Below are 18,479 nucleotides of genomic sequence, written 5' to 3'. Positions count from 1 at the left end.
GGGGCGGGTCCGCCGGCGGGTCAGCCGCTTCCGTCCAGGTTCTGCAGGAAGCGGGCGGCCACGGGCGCGGCCACGGCCGCTCCTGCCCCCGCACCCTCGACGATCACCGCGAACGCCAGGTCGCCGTGATACCCCACGAACCACGAGTGCGCGGGCGGCTCCTTGCCCGAGCCGTACTCCGCCGTCCCGGTCTTCCCCGCCGACCCGGCGGGGAACCGTACGGCGTGGGCGGTCCCCTCGGAGACCACCGCCGGCATCAGGTCGCGCAGCGCCCGCACCACCTCGGGCTCCAGCTTGCGCGGCCCGGAGCCGCCGGGAGGCACCAGGTCGGCCGGGACGAGCCGCGGGGGCCGCCAGGTGCCGTTCGCGATGGCGGCGGCGACGGCGGCCATGTTGAGCGGGCTGGCCAGGACCCGGCCCTGGCCGATGGCGGCGGAGGCCAGGTCGGTGTCGTCCTTGGGCTCGGGGTACTCCGCCCGTACGGCCGGCACGCCCGGCATGATCGGCGCGCCGAAGCCGAAGCCGGCCGCCACCTCGCCGAGCCGTCCGCCCTTCAGCGACGAGACCGCCATGGCGCCGAAGGTGGTGTTGCACGAGTGGGCGAAGGCGTTCCTGAACGACAGCGTCCCGTAGTCGTGGAATCCGGCGTTGTGGAAGGTGAAGCCGCCGATGTTCTGCTCGGGCGGGCACTTCACGGTCTTGTCGGGCGCGACGCCGTCGGCGACGAGGGCGGAGGCGGTGACGACCTTGAAGGTGGATCCCGGCGGGTACTTGCCGAGCAGCGCCCGGTTGAAGCCGCCCGGCTTGTTGACCGCGGCGAGGATCTCGCCGGTCGAGGGGCGCAGCGCCACCAGCGAGGCGGGCTTGGCGACGTCGTCGAGCGCTTCGGCGCCGGCCCGGTGGACGCGCAGGTCGATGGTGGTCTTCAGCGGCGTGCCCTCGGTGGCGCCCTTCTCGGCCACCGTCTCGACCCGCCTGCCGTCGCGGTAGAGGTCGAGCCTGGTGGAGGAGCTGCCGGTCAGCCGGTCCTTGTAGGTCTGCTTGAGCCCGTCGACGAGCTGCTGGACCGAGCCGGGCGCGTCCGTGCCGTCGATGCGCCTGCCGTCGGCGGAGCTGATGGCGGCGGTCTCCGGGTCGGAGACCTCCAGCTTGAAGACGGCCCCGCGGCCGAGCTCCGGGTGGACGGTCGTGGGCGACCAGTCGACCTGCCACGTGCCGTCCCATTCGCCGACGTGCAGCCGGCCCTGGTAGGTCCAGTCGACGGCGCCCTTCAGCCGGGCGGTGAAGGGGACGACACGGCCTTCCTCCAGTTCTTTCACATCCTCGCCCACCTCGAAGGCGGCGGAGGTGATCCGGAGCTCCTTGAAGAAGCTCTGGTAGGTCGTGGTGAAGTCGGGCGGGGGCGCGTGGACGAGGGCCTGCATGGCCGGGTAGTCCCGCCTGGACCAGGCGGCGAGGAACGACTCCGCGGTCTCCTCGGGGGAGCCCGCGGTGCGCGTCACCCAGATCACCCCGCCCCCGACCAGGAGCGGCACCAGGAGCCCCGCGGTGACCAGCGGCCACCGTCTCCTGCGCCTCCGCTCCGATCTGAGGTTGCTGAGTTCGTGCATGCGGGCGAGCAGACCAGACGCCGGACCGTCCTGTCCAATAGGGATATCAGCCCTACATTCATTCGATTTGCGATATGGTCGCAGGTCGTGGACCTTGTGCGGCACCTCTACTACTTCACGGTCGTCGCCGAAGAACGTCACTTCGGCAACGCCGCGATCCGCCTCGGCATGGCCCAGCCCCCGCTCAGCCAGCGCATCAAGCGACTGGAGGAGGAGCTGGGCGTGCGGTTGTTCGACCGCTCGTCCCGTCATGTCCGGCTCACCGAGGCGGGGCGGCTGCTGCTGCCCGAGGCACGCGAGGTGATCGCCCGCGTCGAGCGCCTGCGCGAGCTCGTCCGGCACGGCGAGGCCCGCACGCTCAAGGTGGCCCTCCCTCCCGACCTGGGAGCGACGGCCATCGCCGCCCTCGTGGCCCGCTTCCGCGAGGAGAACCCGGAGCTCCGGCTGGCCCCCGCCGAGATGTGGACGGCCGACCAGGTGGCCGCGCTGGCCGAGGGCACGATCGACGTCGGCGTGGTCCGCCATCCCGTCACCGCGCCGGGCCTGCGCTTCGGCGAGGTGCTCGTGCAGGCTGCCGGCGTGCTGCTGGCCGAGGCCGACCCGCTGGCCGTCGCCTCCAGCGTGCACCTGCAGGACCTGGCCGACCGGGAGCTGCTGCTGTTCCCGCAGGAAGGCGAGCCCGGCGCCCACGCCGAGACGCTCGCCGACTGCCGCAGGCACGGCTTCGTCCCCGCGGAGGTGCATCATGGGATCGGGCTGGGGCTGGTGCTCGCGGGCTCGGCGGTGGCGTTCGGCCCGCGCGAGGCTGAGCGGCTGGCGCCGGAGGGAGTGATCTGGCGGCCGCTGCTGGGCTCGCCGCTGATCTGGCGGGTCTCGACGGCGTGGCGGGCGGGCACGCCCGAGGTGGCGGCTTTCGCGGCGGTGGCCGTACAAGCGCTGAAGGAGAGTGGCGGGATGGCCGAGGAGGGCGTCGCGCCCGCACGGCAGGTCAGGAGGCGTCCGGCGATGGGTTTCCTGGCATGAACATGGAGGAGGTCTTCCGCCGCGCGGGCGTGGCCGGCTGGCTGCACGCGACCGACATCGACGGCGACGCCGAGGTGTCCTACCGCGCCGACGAGCTGGTGCCGATGGCGTCGGTGTTCAAGCTGCCGGTGCTGGTGGAACTGGCCCGGCAGGCCGACACCGGCGTGCTCGACCCGCGCCGGCACGTGACCGTCACCACGCGTACGGCCGGCGACACGGGCGTGGGCGCGATGCTCGACGACGTCACGATGTCGCTGCGCGACCTGGCCTACCTGATGATCGCGGTGAGTGACAACACCTCGGCCGACGCGGTCGTGGCCGGCATCGGGCTGGAGAGCGTCAACGCCATGCTCGACGCGTTCGGGCTTCGGCGGACGCGGGTGATCGACGACTGCGCCGCGCTGCTGGCCAAGCTGAAGGAGGACGCCGGCTCCGAGGTGCCGATCGCCGACCCCGAGACGCTCGCCCGGCTGCGGGTGCTCGACCCCGCCGCCACGAACCGGACCACGCCCGAGGAGATCACCAGGCTGCTCGCCATGATCTGGCGCGACGAGGCCGCCTCGCCCGCGCAGTGCGCGTGGATGCGGCGGCTGCTCGGGCTGCAGGTGTGGCCGCACCGGCTGTCGTCGGGCTTCCCGTACGACGACGTGGCGGTCAGCGGCAAGACGGGCACGCTGCCGACGATGCGCGCCGAGGTGGGTGTGGTGGAGTATCCCGACGGCGGCCGTTACGCGGTGGCGGTCTTCACCCGTTCCTTCAGCCCCGCGCTCAACCAGCCGCGCGCCGACGCGGTCATCGGCACGGCCGCGCGTATGGCGGTGGACCACCTGCGCGCGTAGGGGGATGTGTGGGCGGCGATGATGACTTTCCACTCTCGCGACGACAGGATGGGACACATGGTTGCTGAAGGTGCACTGCTGTGGGAGCCGACGCCGTCCGTGGTGGCGAACGCGAGGATCACCCGTTATCTGTCCGGCGTCGGGCGCGCGGACTACGACGACGCATGGCAGTGGTCCGTCGAGAACCCCGAGGAGTTCTGGACGTCGATCTGGGACTACTTCGGCGTGATCGGTGAGCGTGGTGACGGGCCCGTCATGACTGGGACGATGCCCGGCGTCGAATGGTTCACCGGCAGCTCGCTCAATTACGCGGAGAACGCCCTCAGCCGCGAGGACGGCACCGCCGTGATCTTCCACGCGGAGGACGGCACGCGCCGTGTCATCACCATGGCCGAGCTGCGCGAGGAGGTGGCACGGGTCAGGCGGGGCCTGGCCAGGCTGGGTGTCGGCAAGGGCGACAGGGTCGCCGGCTACCTGCCGAACATCCCGGAGGCGCTCGTCGCCTTCCTCGCCACCGCCTCGCTGGGCGCGATCTGGTCGGCCGGATCTCCCGATTTCGGGGTGCCCAGCATCGTGGACCGTTTCACCCAGATCGAGCCCAAGGTGCTGATCGCCGTCGACGGCTACCGGTACGGCGGCAAGTCCTTCGACCGGTCGGCCGCCGTCGGCGAGATCGTGGCCGCGCTGCCGTCCCTGCGCGCGACCGTCTGGATCCCCTACCTCGCCGCGGCACCGGGCGGCCGCCCCCCGCAGCCGGCCGCGCCCGCCGCCGAGCACCCGGCGCCCGCCGCCGCGCTGCCGCAGGGCGAGGTGCTCGGCTGGGAGGGGCTGCGCGCGGAGGAGGGGCCGCTGGAGTTCGAGCGCGTGCCGTTCGGCCACCCGCTGTGGATCCTGTACTCCAGCGGCACGACCGGGCTGCCCAAGCCGATCGTGCACGGGCACGGCGGCGTCGTGCTCGAACACCTCAAGTCGCTCTCCTTCCACCAGGACCTGGGGAAGGGCGATGTGTTCTTCTGGTACACCACCACGGGCTGGATGATGTGGAACTACCTCATCGGCGGCCTCCTGGTCGGATCCACCGTGGTGCTGTACGACGGGGCGCCCACCGACCTGTGGGCGATCGCGGCGGCCGAGAACGTCACGTACTTCGGCACCGGCGCGCCGTACATCGTCTCGTGCATGAAGGGCGACAAGCGGCCCGCGGGCCTGACGGCGCTGAAGGGCATCGGGTCCACCGGATCGCCGCTGCCGCCCGAGGGGTTCGCCTGGCTCACCGAGGTGCTGCCCGGCGTGCCGGTGGGCTCGTTCTCCGGCGGCACCGACGTGTGCACCGGCTTCGTGGGCGCCACGCCGCTGCACCCGATCCGCGCGGGCGTCATCCCCTGCCGGTCGCTGGGCGCGCGGGTGGAGTCGTTCGACCCCGCCGGCGAGCCGGTCATCGGTGAGGTGGGCGAGCTGGTGCTGACCCGGCCCATGCCGTCCATGCCGGTGATGTTCTGGAACGACCCGTCGGGCGAGCGGTACCGCGACAGCTACTTCGACGTCTACCCGGGCGTGTGGCGGCACGGCGACTGGATCAAGATCGACCAGGACGGCAGCTGCGTGATCTACGGGCGGTCCGACTCCACCCTGAACAGGGGTGGCGTGCGGATGGGCACCAGCGAGTTCTACCGGGTGGTCGAACGCTTCCCGGAGATCGCCGACAGCCTGGTCATCGACACGGGACAGCTCGGGCAGGAAGGGCGGCTGCTGCTGTACGTGACGCTGGCCGAGGGCGAGGTGACGCCCGAGCTGGAGGCGCGGCTGAAGGCGGCGCTGCGCGAGGAGCTGTCACCCCGGCACGTCCCCAACGAGATCATCGCGGTGCCCGGCATCCCGCGCACGCTGTCGGGCAAGAAGCTGGAGGTGCCGGTACGGAAGATCCTCCTCGGGACACCCGTCGAGCAGGCCGCCAACCGCGACGCGATGGCCAACCCGGAGGTGCTGCAGCACTTCAAGCCCTGACCGGGCGGGCCGTGGCGGGGTGCCGTTCCCTGAGGCCCGCGGTCAGGCCGGGACGGCACCGGTCCCGCGGTCAGGCCGGGGCGGCGCCGGTCCCGCGGTCAGGCCGGGGCGGCGCCGGTCCCGCGGTCAGGCAGGGGCGGCGCCGGTCCCGGGGTCAGGCCGGGGCGGCGCCGAAGAAGGGCAGGCACGGCTCGAGGCCGTGGATCGAGACGTCCCCGGCAGGAGTCCAGTCGGCGCGGGACAGGCGGAACCGGAGCTGCGTGGCCGTCGTCCCCTGCCGGTTGAGGATCGCGATGCCGTCCTCCCGGTAGCCGAGCTTGCGCGTCACCCCCAGCGACGCCGCGTTGTCCTCGTACGCCCCGGTCGTGGCGTACCGCGCGCCCAGCCCCTCGAACGCGAAGTGCAGCGCCGCGCGCCGCATCTCGGTGCCGATGCCCTGCCCCTGGAAGCGCCGCCCGAGCCACGACCCGGTCCCCACCTCGCGGGTGATCGCGAAGTCCGTGGCCGTCACGCCCTGCACGCCGATCACCTCGCCGTCGAGGAAGACGCCGAACTCGCACGCCCACGACTCCGGGGTCCACGCGCCCCACACGCGGAACTGGTACTGGACGGCGGCGCGGGCGCGCTCGGCGGGCGGCGCGTCCGTCCACGGGACGAAGAACGGCATGAACCCCGTCTCGTGGACGCCCTCGGCCGCCCGGTCGCCCAGCGCGTCGAGCTCAGCGATGCTCGGCAGGCGCAGCTCCAGCCTGGGTGTATGGACGGCCAGGTCGAAGATCGGCAGGTGGCGCATGCCGGTCATTATCGCGCCCGGGCCCGATGAAGATCATCCCATTATCGAAGATCGCCGGTCACACCCCTTGGGGCAGGGCGAACAGCCGGCCGGGGTCGTAGGCCGCCTTCACCGCCGCCAGCCTGGCCGCGTTCGCCCCGTAGTAGGCCTGCCGCCACTGCGTGATGTCGGGGTCGATGTAGTTCACGTACGCGTGGTCGCCGAGGTAGGGCCCCATCGCCTCGCGGGTGCCGCGCAGCCACGCCCGGTCCGAGCCCTCGGCGTAGTACTGCACGCTGAACAGCGCCTGCCGGTGGGGGAAGGCGGTCGCGTCGGACCGCACCCTGCCGATCGCCCCGCCCATGGCGTCCAGCAGCACCGAGTGGCCGCCGGGGCGCGCGACGCGTGCCGCCAGCTCCTTGGCCCCCTCGGTGGACAGCTTCGCGTAGCCGAGATGGGAGGTGGCGACGAACGCCTCGCGGGGCATCCGGCGGCACTGCGCGACCGTCTTGCCGGCGCAACCTGCCATGATCATGTTGGCCTGCATGGTGGTGCGTTCCACCACGTACCGGGACGACGGCGTTCCCGCCGCCCTGACCAGGCCGTCGAGCAGCTTCGCGCAGGCCGTCCTGCCGCCCACGTAGAGCCCGGCGACCTGTACGTCGAGGTCGCCGCCCGCGCGGGTGAGGTGGAGGGTCGACCACATGGCGTCGGGGGCCGCCGGCGCCCACGACTGCCACGCCTTCACCACCGACACCGCCTTCGACCAGGGCCAGTGCAGGAAGAACACCGTGACGTCCCCGACCGGGTGGGTGCGGAAGGTGAAGGAGACCGCCACGCCGAAGTTGCCGCCCCCGCCGCCCCTGCACGCCCAGAACAGGTCGCTGTGGTTGTTCTCGTCGCAGGTCAGCACCCGCCCGTCCGCCGTCACGATGCGCACCGACTCCAGCGCGTCACAGGTCAGGCCGTACTTCCTGGACACGACGCCGATGCCGCCGCCGAGGGTGAGCCCGGCGATGCCGACCGTCGGGCAGCTGCCGGCGGGGATGCCGACGCCCCTGGCGTGCAGCCCGTCGTAGACGTCGATCAGCTTGGCGCCCGCGCCGACGGTCGCCAGGCCCGAGCGGTAGCTGACGGTGTTCATCCGCGACACGTCGACGACCAGGCCAGGGCCCGTGGACCAGCCCGCGTAGGAGTGGCCGCCGGAGCGGGAGGTGAGCGGGACGCGCTCCCTGCGCGCGAAGGCCAGGCACGCGGCGACGTCGGCCGGCGTGGCGCAGTAGGCGACGCCGCGCGGCCTGACCGTGTCGAAGGTGGGGTTGTAGAGGCGGCGGGCGGCGTCGTAACCGGCCTCGCCCGGCCGTACCAGCCGACCGTCGAGGCTCCTGCCCAGCGCCGTCCAGTCGGGCGCGCTCGCGGCCGGAGCGGCCACGGCGGAGGACGTGCCCAGCGCGCCGAAGGCGGCGGTGCGGAGGAAGCTGCGGCGGTCCATGTGATCTCCCTGTAGTCCTGCTGAACCGAAGGGTGAGACGCACGAAAGGAGCGGCCGGTTGGTCACGTTCCTATCACTGGCCCGGCACCAGCCGGAGGGCGAGAGCAGGACACATCTCCACGGCCCTCCGTGCCTCCCTGCCCATCCACCCTGGCACCTGCCGGAAGGACGGGTAGCCGTGGCCGTCCAGCTCCACGAACTCCGGCAGCAGGTGCGCGCACAGGCCGTGGCCCTGGCAGCGGGTCCAGTCGACGTCGAGCCGGTAGCGCGGCTCCTGCCCGGCCTCCTGCAGCGGCAGCGCGCCCCGGACGGGCCGCCCGCACGAGCCGCGCTCCTCGTGCCGCTCGACGTCGGCGGCGAAGGCCTCCAGGGCCGACAGCACGAACCTCGCGGTCCCGTCGGGGTGGAAGCAGGCGCCCCTGCGCTCCACCGTGCGGACGGCGCGCCGCACCTCGTCGGCCGAACCGGCGCCCTCGGTGAGCGCGCACAGCGCCCTGGCCACCTCGGGCAGCCCGAGGCGGCACGGGCCGCACTGCCCAGACGACTGCGCGGACAGGTAGGCGGCGACCCTGGCCACCTCGCCGAGCGGGCAGGTCGTCGCGGGCAGCGGCACCACGATGCCGGCTCCCAGCACGCCGCCCGCCAGCCGCATCCCCTCGCGGGAGACCACGGCCGACTGCGCGGCCGGCGCGCTCAGCCACGCCCCGTGGTAGCCGCCGACCAGCACCCCCTCACCCGGGTCGAGCCCGCACTCCTCCAGCACGGTGGCCAGGGGGACGCCGGTCATCACCTCGACGACCGCCTCGCCGCCCACGGTGAGCAGGACGGTGCCCGGCTCGCGCGGCGTGCCCACCTCGGCGTACCCGATCGGGCCCAGCTCGGCCAGGACGGCGAGCTGGGCGAAGGTCTCCGCGTTCGACAGCAGCGTGGGCAGGCCGCCGACGCCCTCCTCCGTCGCCCTGCGCCGCCGCCCGGCGGGGACGGCGTCGAGCCCGTTCACGCCGCGGACGAGCGCGCCGCCCTCCCCGCTGACGAACCGTTCGGGCAGGCCGGCCACGCGCATCCGCCCGCCGTACCGCTCGGCCGCCCCCGACACGGTCGCCGCGCGCCGTTCCTCCATGGCCGCGATCATGGACGCGTGCGCCACCTCCCCCTCGACGGCGGCGACGACCACCTCGCGCGCCCCCAGCGCCTCGGCCGCCAGGAGCGCGCCGTCCAGCACCAGATGCGGGGCGCGGACCAGCAGCATCGCGTCCTTGGCGCTGGCGGGCTCGCCCTCCACGGCGTTGACCAGCACCACCCGCTCGCCGGGCGCCACCGCGCGGAGCTTGCGCGCGAAAGGGAAGGCGGCCCCGCCGCGACCGCGCAGGTCCACTCCCTCGGCCATGGCGATCAGCGCGTCGAGGTCGCGACGTGCCGGCTCGCCGTGCAGCGCCCGGTGCGCGGGCAGGTCGAGCCGCCTGCAGTGGTCGAGGCCCGCGGTGAGCCTGGCGGGCGCCAGCCGCAGCACGCGCGGCACCCGGTGCGGGATCATCCCGCCCTCCTTCGGCGCAGGTCGTCGAGGCTGACCAGCTCGCCCACGACCAGCTCGCCCGCCACCCGCTCGCCCACCCTGGGCTCGGCCACGGCCTCCGGAACGGCAGGCGGCCGGCGCAGCGTCGCCACCGCCCTGACCAGCAGCGCGGACACGACCGCCGCCAGACAGCCGACGTAGGACCACGCCACCCACCCGGCAGGCGTACGGCCCGCGGTCAGCCCGTGCAGGACGGCGACCGGCCAGGCCAGGTAGGCGGCGCCGTGCAGCACCCGCCACAGCCACGGTCGAGGCGTGCGGGCGAACCAGCCGCGTGCCATCCCCGTCGTCGCGGCCAGCGCGAACAGGCCCAGCGCCGCCAGCCCGGTCAGCGAGGACGACTTCAGCGCGGCGTGCGCGAGCAGGAAGCCCATCCCCGCCGCCGCCGCGACCCGGTGGACGAGCTGGGCGCGGACCCGGTTGGGCGGGGTGAGGAAGACGCGCTCGGTGGCGACCAGCCCGAGCGCGACGGTGGCGGTCAGCGTGACGAGGGCGAACACGCCCACGTAGAACTCCAGGAAACCAAGGCCGCCGGCGAGCAGCTGGATCCCGCGCTCGGTGCGGGCCAGCGCGACGGCCGACAGGATCAACGCCGTCAGCGACGCGGTGGCGCCCAGGCGCAGCCGCCTGGTGTCCAGCCCCGCGTGGCGCGGCTGCTTGCGGTGAAGCATCGATTCCCTCCCAGGAGATGGGTGAGGTGTGCCGCCCGGGAAGTCGTCGACGGACGAGCTAGCAGCGCCTGCCGCGGTTGATGCAGTTCACGGCGAAGGCCATCAGCCGGTCCGGCATGACGTTGGCGAAGTCGGCATGGTCGGTGACCGGGTTGTGCAGCTGCTCGGGAAAGGCGTCAAGGGCGTAGGACGGGCCCTGCGGGACGCTGTAGGCGAGGATCATCCGCAGCTGCGGGATCGCCCTGGCGCCCTGCGGGCAGGCACCGCCCTGACCGGGGAAGACCACGTGGGTCCGGTGGTTGGCGCTGTCGGTGTTCTGCCCGTCCCAGCAGCTCGGGAAGTCCAGCACGCGCAGCACCAGGCTGCCGCGCGGGCACAGCGGGTACCTGGTGGTGACGCGGTCGGTGAAGCCGGCGCACGTCCACGCGGCGCGCGCGTTGGCGCCGCCGTTCGTGGCCGCCTTCGCGTCACCGGTGATCATCCGGAGGAAGCGGGGCATGACGCTGACCCGGCTCGCCGCGTTGCCGCGGAACTGCATGATCACCTGGCGGGGGCGCAGCACCTGGCCCACGTTGCCGTCCGGGTCGCCGACGTTGTCGTCGATCTTCCTGTTCCTGAGGACGGGCCAGAAGTAGGTGGACCTGTCGCCGAAGCGGCACGTGGTGCCCGCCGCGGCCAGCGACTGGTCGGTGGAGAAGGCGTCGGTGGACAGGTTGCCCACGTAGTCGTGCAGGTGGTGGGCGCCGTTGGAGACGCCGGGCGCGACGATGAAGTTGTCGGGGTTGTTGTGACGGTTGCCGTTCGTGCCGCACTGGGAGACGAACGTGCCGCGCGAACCGGACCTGGGGCCCGCCAGGATGTCGCCGCCCGGCGGCACGGCGCGGATGTCGACGAAGTCGGTCACGAACGGGCCGAGGTCGGCGCAGTCGTCGCCGCCCTGCGACGCGGTGGGGGAGGGTGCGGGGCGGGAGCGAAGCTGGTCCTGGCCCTGCCGGTTCTGTTCGGGGTGTCCGGCGGGGTCGCAGTGGTCGGCGAAGGCGGGAAGGGCGGGGATGACGGCCGCGGACACCATGCCGCCGGCCACCAGGGCCAGCGACGACATGGCCGCGGCCAGCCGTCTGGATGCGATCACTGGTTCTCTCTCCTTGAATCGGCCGCCGCCATGGCGACGGGAGCGGGCGAAGGCGTCGGAGGTTCGGGCAGCGCCTCGTAGTCGACGAGCCCCGTGCTCTCCAGCAACGTCATGTGCTTGAGCACGAACGCGTTGGCCGTCGTGGCGAACTTCCTGATCTCGTCGTTCCTGGTGCCGGCCCGGACCAGGGCGATCACGCTGAAGACCTTGCCGTGGGCGGCCCGCAGCAGGTTCGCGAAGTCCTTGTCGTAGGCGGCGCCGCTCTCGGCGGACAGCTGGGCCATCCAGCGCTGCTGGTCGGGTGTGGGCTGGCTGGGCAGCACCACGCCGAGGCGGGAGGCCACCGCGATGACCTCCTTGTCGAGCTTCAGATGGTCCTCGACGAGGTGCTTGCCGACGTCTTTCACCCGCCGGCTGAGCGCCCGTTGCTGGGCCTGCTGCCCTGTGGGGATCTCCCACAGTCCCGCCTGCCGTACCTTGATCAGCAGATCCTGGTCGGAGGTGGTCGGCGCCACCGGCGAGGTGAGGGCGGCGGGCCCCGGCACGACCAGCAGCACCGTGACCGCGGCCGCCACGGCGAAGCCGCCCAGCAGGAGCAGCTCGCCGGCGGCGGGCATGCGGCGTAGAAGCCTGTGCATGGTCGGAGGTACGCGCTTCCGACCGCCGGAGTTCACGGCAAGTGACGAGATAGTCAGAAATGACTGGAGTTATCGGAGTGGCTACCGAGGCGATAACGAAGGTGTAAAGATGTGCCCCGTGCTAGGTCACCTCGACGACATGGAGCACCGAATACAGGCGCTCTATGAGCAGTTCGGCGGGCCTTTGCTCCGCCACGTGCGCAAGACCACAGGAAACGACCTGCAGTGGGCCGAGGACGTCGTGCAGGAGACGATGGTCAGGGCCTGGCGTCATTCCGACCGGCTGCAGTGGGAGCCCGGTCTTGTCTGGGCGTGGCTGCTCACCGTGGCCCGCCGCATCGTGATCGACGGAAGGCGCCGTAGAAGCGCCCGGCCGCCCGAGGTCGAACCGCCCGAGGCGGACACCGTCGCCGTCTCCGACGGCTGCGATCGGGCGCTGTCGGCGATCGTGGTCGCCGACGCGCTGCGCGGCCTGTCGCGAGAACACCGTGAGGTCATCGAGCAGACTTATCTCAGGGATCGTACGATTAGTGAGGCGGCGGAGATTCTGGGGATCCCGCCGGGCACGGTCAAGTCCAGGCTCTATTACGGGATCAGGGCTCTGCGGGGGCTGCTGCGGGACAAGGGGGTTGCCGGCTGATGCATCCAGAGGTGGCGGCGTACGTGCTCGGAGTCCTTGACGAGGCGGACCTTCCGTCGTTCGAGCGCCACCTCGACTCGTGCGCGCGTTGTCAGGCCGAGCTGCGGGAGCTGCAGGAGGTTCCCGATCTGCTCGACAGTCTCAAGCTCCAGGCCACGGCGTCAGAGGACGACGACCCCCCGATATCGATGTCACGTTGACGTCTGTGGGCTTTTCGGGTGATATCGGGTACGTCCGGTCAACGAGGACCGGGCTTGTGGGGGAGGTGCCCGGTGGTGGGGACAGGAGCGATGCCTCCTGACCGGAGTTTCGGCGAGGAGGGCGCACGCCTGTCCTACGGCGGCTACCTCCGGCTCCCCAGCCTGCTCGAGCAGCAGCAACCCCAGTCGTCCGTGCCTGACGAACTGCTGTTCATCACCGTCCACCAGGTCTACGAGCTGTGGTTCAAGCTGCTGCTCCACGAGCTGGAGGGCGCCAGGACGGCGATGACGGCGGGTGAGCTCTGGCATGCCAGACATCTGTTCAAGCGGGTTCACGCCGTCGAGCGTGTCCTCGTCGAGCAGGTGGAGGTCCTGGAGACGATGACCCCCCAGGACTTCCTCGAGTTCCGCTCGAAGCTGGCACCGGCCAGCGGCTTCCAGTCGGTCCAGTTCCGCGAGCTGGAGTTCCTGTCGGGAGTCAAGGATCCCCGGTTCCTCGAGCGGGTACGCGCCGGCGACGGCGAACTCGCCAGGCTGCGCAGGCGGCTGGAGGAGCCCACCCTGTGGGATGCTTATCTCACCGCCCTCTCCCAGCGCGGCCTCCCGGTCTCCGACGAGGAGGTCATGGCCTCGTTGCTGGTCGTGGCGAGGGACCGCCGGTCGTACGACGACCTGTGGCAACTGGCCGAGGATCTGCTCACCCATGACGAGACGTGCGCGCTGTGGCGCATGCGTCACGTCCAGATGGTCGAACGGCAGATCGGCACCAAGTCGGGCACTGGCGGCTCGACAGGCGCGCCGTACCTGCGGGAACGTACGCGCTTGCACTATTTTCCCCTGCTTTGGGAACTAAGAGGCTGGTTGTGACCAGCATCCGATATGGCGAACCCTCACAAAGGAGTGAGAGCGAAATGCCGCTCGACGAGGCCAAGGACGAGCTGCTCCAGAACGCCGCGCAGATCTGCGCGGCGGGCAGCGGAGACCACGGGAGCCCCGAGGAGGCTCTGGCCTACCTGCGCGTGTACTACCGGCACGTGGCGGCCGAGGACCTTCTCGACCGTGATCCTGTCGACATCTACGGCCCGGCGATGTCGCACCGGCAGCTTGCCGAGGTGCGACCGCAGGGCAGGGCGCTGGTGAGGGCCTACACGCCCTCCGTCGAGGAGAACGGGTGGGACCCCGGCCACTCCGTCGTCGAGGTGGTCACCGACGACATGCCGTTCCTCGTCGACTCGGTCACCATGGAGCTCGACCGGCACGACATCGGCGTCCACCTGGTGGTCCACCCGCAGCTGCGGGTCCGCCGCGACATGACCGGCCGCATCCTCACCCAGGAGCAGGAAGCCGTCACCGGCATGATGCTGGTCGAGTCGTGGATGCACATCGAGATCGACCGGCAGGCCGACCCCGCGGTGCTCAAGTCGCTCGAGACCGAGCTCCAGCGCGTGCTGTCCGACGTACGGCACGCCGTCGAGGACTTCCGCAAGATGCGGTCGGTCGCCGTGCAGACGGCCGAGGACCTGTCGATGAACCCGCCGCCGCTGGAGCCCGCGGAGGTCGAGGACAGCATCGACCTGCTGCGCTGGCTCGCCGACGGGCACTTCACCTTCCTGGGCTACCGTGAGTACCGGCTGGAGGCGTCCGAGCAGGGCGACGCGCTGCGCGCGGTGCCCGGCGCCGCCCTCGGTATCCTGCGCGACGACAAGCCCGGCTCCCAGAGCTTCTCCGCCCTGCCGCCCGAGGTGCGCGCCAAGGCCCGCGAGAAGCAGCTGATGATCATCACGAAGGCCAACTCCCGTGCCACCGTGCACCGGCCCGCCTACCTCGACTACGTCGGGGTCAAGGTCTTCTCGCCCGAGGGCGAGGTGATCGGCGAGCGGCGCTTCCTCGGCCTGTTCACCCACGTGGCCTACAACGAGTCGATCTCCAGGATCCCCGTCCTGCGGCGCAAGCTCGCCGAGGTGCTCGACAAGGCGGGGCTGACCCCCGAGAGCCACGACGGCAAGGACCTCATCGAGATCCTCGAGACCTACCCGCGCGACGAGCTGTTCCAGACGCCGGTGGACGAGCTGCTGCCGATCGCGCTCGGCGTGCTACGCCTGCGCGAGCGCAAGCAGGTCAAGCTGTTCATGCGGCGCGACGACTACGGCCGCTACATCTCGTGCATGGTCTTCCTGCCGCGTGACCGTTACACCACCAAGGTCAGGCTGCGGATGCAGGACGTCCTGCTCAAGGCGCTGGGCGGTTCGTCCCTCGACTACAGCGCCATGATCGGCGAGTCCGCGCTGGCCCGGCTGCACGTCGTCGTCCGCGGCGAGCGCGGCACGCCGCTGCCGCACTCCGGCGTGGACCTGGAGGAGCTGGAGTCCAGGCTCGCCGCGATCACCAGGTCATGGGAGGACGACCTCGCCGCGGCCATCGGCGAGATGACCTCGGAGGAGGAGGCGCCGCGGCTCGTCAGGCGCTACCACGCCGCCTTCCCCGAGGGCTACAAGGCCGACTTCCCGCCGAAGATGGCCGTGGCCGACCTGCGCCGCCTGGAGGAACTGGCCGGCAAGCCCGACGACGAGATCGGCCTCAACCTGTACGAGCCCTTCGACGCGGGCGAGGGCGAGCGGCGGCTGAAGATCTACAAGCTCGGCGCGCCGATCTCCCTGTCCCACATGCTGCCGTTCATCCAGCGGCTCGGCGTCGAGGTGGTCGACGAGCGGCCGTACGAGATCGACCGCGACACCGACCCCGCCACCAAGAACGCCTGGATCTACGACTTCGGGCTGCGCTACACGCCGTCCCCGGACGTCGACCGCAACGACTTCAAGCGGCTGTTCCAGGACGCCCTGCGCGCGCTGTGGACCGGCGCCGTGCAGGCCGACAACTTCAACGCCCTCGTCCTGGCCGGCGGCCTGACCTGGGAGCAGGTGGAGATCCTGCGGGTCTACGCCAAGTACCTGCGCCAGGCAGGCAGCACCTTCAGCCAGCGCTACATGGAGCGCGTGCTGGTCAACAACGTACGGCTGGCGCGGCTGCTGGTGCGGCTGTTCGAGGCCAGGCTCGACCCCAAGCGCTCCGACGACGTGCGGGCTGACCTCAGCGCGGCGCTGGACGAGGAGATCCTGGGCGCGCTCGACGAGGTCGCCTCGCTCGACGAGGACCGGATCCTGCGGGCCTACCTGGAGATGATCCAGGCGACGCTGCGGACCAACTACTACCAGCGCACGCCCGACGGGCAGCGCAAGCCGTACATCTCGCTGAAGGTCGACCCGCAGGCGATCAGCGTGCTGCCGTTGCCGCGTCCGCGCTACGAGATCTTCGTCTACTCGCCGCGTGTCGAGGGCGTCCACCTGCGCTTCGGCAAGGTCGCCCGCGGCGGCCTGCGCTGGTCCGACCGCATGGAGGACTTCCGCACCGAGATCCTCGGCCTGGTCAAGGCGCAGATGGTCAAGAACACCGTCATCGTGCCCACGGGCTCGAAGGGCGGCTTCGTCGTCAAGCGCCCGCCGGCCTCCGGCAAGCGCGAAGAGGTCATGGCCGAGGGCATCGCCTGCTACCGGATGTTCATCTCCGGCCTGCTCGACCTCACCGACAACCTGGTCGACGGCAAGGTCGTGCCGCCCGCCGACGTCGTACGGCACGACGGCGACGACCCCTACCTGGTCGTCGCGGCGGACAAGGGCACGGCGACGTTCTCCGACATCGCCAACAGCGTCTCGGCCGAGTACGGGTTCTGGCTGGGCGACGCCTTCGCCTCCGGCGGCTCCATCGGCTACGACCACAAGGCCATGGGCATCACCGCGCGTGGCGCGTGGGAGTCGGTGAAGTACCACTTCAGCACCACGGGCGTCGACATCCAGAGCACCGACTTCACCGTGGCCGGCATCGGCGACATGTCGGGCGACGTGTTCGGCAACGGCATGCTGCTCTCGCAGCACATCCGCCTCGTGGCCGCCTTCGACCACCGCCACATCTTCGTCGACCCCGACCCGGACGCCGCCCGTTCCTTCGCCGAGCGGCAGCGCCTGTTCGAGCTGCCGCGCAGCTCGTGGGCCGACTACGACCCCGAGCTGATCGCGGCCGGCGGCGGCGTCTTCCCGCGTACCGCCAAGTCGATCCAGATCACCCCGCAGATGCGGGACGCGCTGGACATCCCGTCCGACGCGATCTCCATGACGCCGAACGACCTCATCAGCGCGATCCTGCGGGCCCCTGTCGACCTGCTGTGGAACGGCGGGATCGGCACCTACGTCAAGGCGTCGTCCGAGTCGAACGCCGACGTCGGCGACAAGGCCAACGACTCGCTGCGCGTCAACGCGAACGACCTGCGCTGCAAGGTGATCGGCGAGGGCGGCAACCTGGGCTTCACCCAGCTCGGCCGCATCGAGTTCGCCCTGAACGGCGGGCTGGTCAACACCGACTTCATCGACAACTCGGCAGGCGTCGACACCTCCGACCACGAGGTCAACATCAAGATCCTGCTCGACCAGGTGGTGCGCGACGGCGAGCTCACCGACAAGCAGCGCAACCAGGTCTTCACCTCGATGACCGGGGAGGTCGCGGGCCTCGTCCTGCGCGACAACTACGCGCAGAACGTCGTCCTCGCCGCCGCCCGCGCCCAGGCGCCGGAGATGCTCCACATCCACGCCCGCTACCTGCGCCGCCTGGAGCGCGACGGGCTGGTCAACAGGGAGCTGGAGTTCCTGCCGTCGGACAAGACGCTCGCCGAGCGCCGCCAGCAGGGCATCGGGCTCACCGCACCCGAGTTCTCCGTCCTGCTCGCCTACACCAAGCTGGTCGCCGACGCCGAGCTGCTCGGCACCGACCTGCCCGACGACCCGTACCTGGCCTCGTGGCTGGTGTCGTACTTCCCGTCCGCCCTGCGCGAGCGCTTCCGCAGCTACATGGACGCCCATCCGCTGCGCCGCGAGATCATCACCACCTGCGTGGTGAACGAGCTCGTCAACTCGGCCGGCACCACGTTCATGTTCCGCTTCGGTGAGGAGACCGGCGCCTCCACCCAGGACATCGTCCGCGCCTACCTGGTGACCAGGGAGGTCTTCGACCTGGCCAGCTTCCAGCGCGGCGTCGAGGCGCTGGACAACAGGGTCGACACCCGTACCCAGCTGGCCATGCTCCTGGAGGCGCGCAAGCTCGCCGAGCGCGGCACCCGCTGGCTGCTCAGCAACCGGCGTCCGCCGCTCGACCTGGCGGCCTCGGTGAACTTCTTCGTCAAGGGCGTCGACGGCCTGCTCACCCACCTGCCGAAGCTCCTGACCGGGCCCGACCTGCTGGCCTACGAGGAGCGCCGCGACAGCTTCGTGGCCCGCGGCGTCCCGCTGGAGCTGGCCGAGAGGGTGGCGGCCATGGTGCCGGCCTACTCCACCTTCGACCTGGTCGAGATCTCCTCGCTGACGGGACGCCCCGTCAACGAGGTCGCCGAGGTCTACTTCGACCTGGCCGACCGGCTCCAGCTGGCCCGCCTGCGCGAGCGCGTCATCGCACTGCCCCGGGACAACCGGTGGAACTCGATGGCCCGCTCGGCGCTGCGCGACGACCTGTACGCCGCGCACGCCTCCCTCACCCACGACGTCCTGGCGCACAGCACGCCGGGATCGTCGCCCGAGGAGCGGCTGGCCGCCTGGACCGAGGTGAACTCGGCGGCGGTCTCCCGGGCCAAGCAGACGCTGTCGGAGATCTGGGAGAGCGACAACTTCGACCTGGCGACGCTGTCGGTGGCGCTGCGGGCGGTCCGCACGCTGGTGGCCACGAGCAGCCTGCCGCCGCACGCCGAGCCGGAGTCCTGACGGGCTGCGGTCATGTGCCCGGGGCGCGTACTCGCGTCCCGGGCTGCTGCCGGCCGGGCCGTACGGGGTCGGGGACGTGTCCGGTCG

The 18,479-nt window shown here is 71.5% G+C and carries 14 protein-coding genes; 7 read left to right on the top strand and 7 right to left on the bottom strand.

The features are described from left to right. Positions 1 to 20 precede the first annotated feature (20 nt). Positions 21 to 1,610 (bottom strand): penicillin-binding transpeptidase domain-containing protein, encoded by a 1,590-nt coding sequence (locus tag ACWENQ_RS28860; protein WP_452417052.1) that lies wholly within the window; start codon positions 1,608 to 1,610, stop codon positions 21 to 23. An 87-nt stretch (positions 1,611 to 1,697) separates the two neighbouring features. Between ACWENQ_RS28860 and ACWENQ_RS28855 the strand changes: the two genes are divergently transcribed. Genes ACWENQ_RS28855 through ACWENQ_RS28845 form a run of 3 tightly spaced genes read left to right on the top strand, consistent with a single transcriptional unit; the run spans position 1,698 to position 5,476 of the window. Next, complete coding sequence (locus ACWENQ_RS28855) at positions 1,698 to 2,633, top strand: LysR family transcriptional regulator (RefSeq protein WP_449920509.1); 936 nt, start codon at positions 1,698 to 1,700, stop codon at positions 2,631 to 2,633. Continuing rightward, positions 2,630 to 3,472, top strand: a complete 843-nt coding sequence (locus ACWENQ_RS28850; RefSeq protein ID WP_354911213.1) for a serine hydrolase — start codon at positions 2,630 to 2,632, stop codon at positions 3,470 to 3,472. Before ACWENQ_RS28855 ends, ACWENQ_RS28850 begins: the two co-directional genes overlap by 4 nt. 57 nt (positions 3,473 to 3,529) lie before the next feature. Further along, positions 3,530 to 5,476, top strand: coding sequence for an acetoacetate--CoA ligase (locus tag ACWENQ_RS28845; RefSeq protein ID WP_452417050.1), 1,947 nt, complete (start codon positions 3,530 to 3,532; stop codon positions 5,474 to 5,476). A gap of 154 nt (positions 5,477 to 5,630) precedes the next feature. On the opposite strand, the gene ACWENQ_RS28840 is transcribed toward ACWENQ_RS28845, so the two are convergent. The 6 genes from ACWENQ_RS28840 to ACWENQ_RS28815 form a co-directional block, all read right to left on the bottom strand. Further along, the gene (locus ACWENQ_RS28840) at positions 5,631 to 6,269 is read right to left on the bottom strand and encodes a GNAT family N-acetyltransferase (RefSeq protein WP_452417048.1); all 639 of its coding nucleotides are present in this window, start codon (positions 6,267 to 6,269) and stop codon (positions 5,631 to 5,633) included. Positions 6,270 to 6,327: 58 nt separating this feature from the next. Further along, positions 6,328 to 7,740, bottom strand: coding sequence for an FAD-binding protein (locus ACWENQ_RS28835; protein WP_449920517.1), 1,413 nt, complete (start codon positions 7,738 to 7,740; stop codon positions 6,328 to 6,330). Positions 7,741 to 7,813: 73 nt separating this feature from the next. Continuing rightward, entirely contained in the window at positions 7,814 to 9,274 is a 1,461-nt protein-coding gene (locus ACWENQ_RS28830) for an NADH-ubiquinone oxidoreductase-F iron-sulfur binding region domain-containing protein (RefSeq protein WP_452417046.1), read from the bottom strand. Beyond that, complete coding sequence (locus tag ACWENQ_RS28825; protein ID WP_452417044.1) at positions 9,271 to 9,984, bottom strand: hypothetical protein; 714 nt, start codon at positions 9,982 to 9,984, stop codon at positions 9,271 to 9,273. The genes ACWENQ_RS28830 and ACWENQ_RS28825 overlap by 4 nt, the downstream gene beginning before the upstream one ends. A gap of 58 nt (positions 9,985 to 10,042) precedes the next feature. Beyond that, entirely contained in the window at positions 10,043 to 11,116 is a 1,074-nt protein-coding gene (locus tag ACWENQ_RS28820; RefSeq protein ID WP_452417042.1) for a DUF1996 domain-containing protein, read from the bottom strand. Beyond that, complete coding sequence (locus ACWENQ_RS28815) at positions 11,113 to 11,754, bottom strand: DUF4142 domain-containing protein (RefSeq protein WP_449920526.1); 642 nt, start codon at positions 11,752 to 11,754, stop codon at positions 11,113 to 11,115. The genes ACWENQ_RS28820 and ACWENQ_RS28815 overlap by 4 nt, the downstream gene beginning before the upstream one ends. Positions 11,755 to 11,863: 109 nt before the next feature. On the opposite strand from ACWENQ_RS28815, the gene ACWENQ_RS28810 reads away from it, so the two are divergent. The 4 genes from ACWENQ_RS28810 to ACWENQ_RS28795 all read left to right on the top strand — a co-directional run bounded on the left by ACWENQ_RS28810 (position 11,864) and on the right by ACWENQ_RS28795 (position 18,392). Continuing rightward, entirely contained in the window at positions 11,864 to 12,394 is a 531-nt protein-coding gene (locus ACWENQ_RS28810) for a sigma-70 family RNA polymerase sigma factor (protein ID WP_354911232.1), read from the top strand. Then, on the top strand, positions 12,394 to 12,594 hold the full coding sequence (locus ACWENQ_RS28805) for a zf-HC2 domain-containing protein (RefSeq protein ID WP_452417040.1): 201 nt from the start codon (positions 12,394 to 12,396) through the stop codon (positions 12,592 to 12,594). Before ACWENQ_RS28810 ends, ACWENQ_RS28805 begins: the two co-directional genes overlap by 1 nt. A 90-nt stretch (positions 12,595 to 12,684) precedes the next feature. Then, positions 12,685 to 13,461 carry a tryptophan 2,3-dioxygenase gene (locus tag ACWENQ_RS28800; protein WP_449920530.1) on the top strand — a complete coding sequence of 259 codons (777 nt, stop codon included), beginning with the start codon at positions 12,685 to 12,687 and terminating at the stop codon, positions 13,459 to 13,461. A 44-nt stretch (positions 13,462 to 13,505) separates the two neighbouring features. Beyond that, a complete protein-coding gene (locus ACWENQ_RS28795) occupies positions 13,506 to 18,392 on the top strand; it encodes an NAD-glutamate dehydrogenase (RefSeq protein ID WP_452417038.1) in 4,887 nt (1,628 codons plus the stop codon). Positions 18,393 to 18,479 lie beyond the last annotated feature (87 nt).

The sequence above is a fragment of the Nonomuraea sp. NPDC004354 genome (assembly GCF_053602555.1).
The sequence above is the reverse complement of the archived record's forward strand: the minus strand, read 5'-3'. Positions and strand labels throughout refer to the sequence as shown.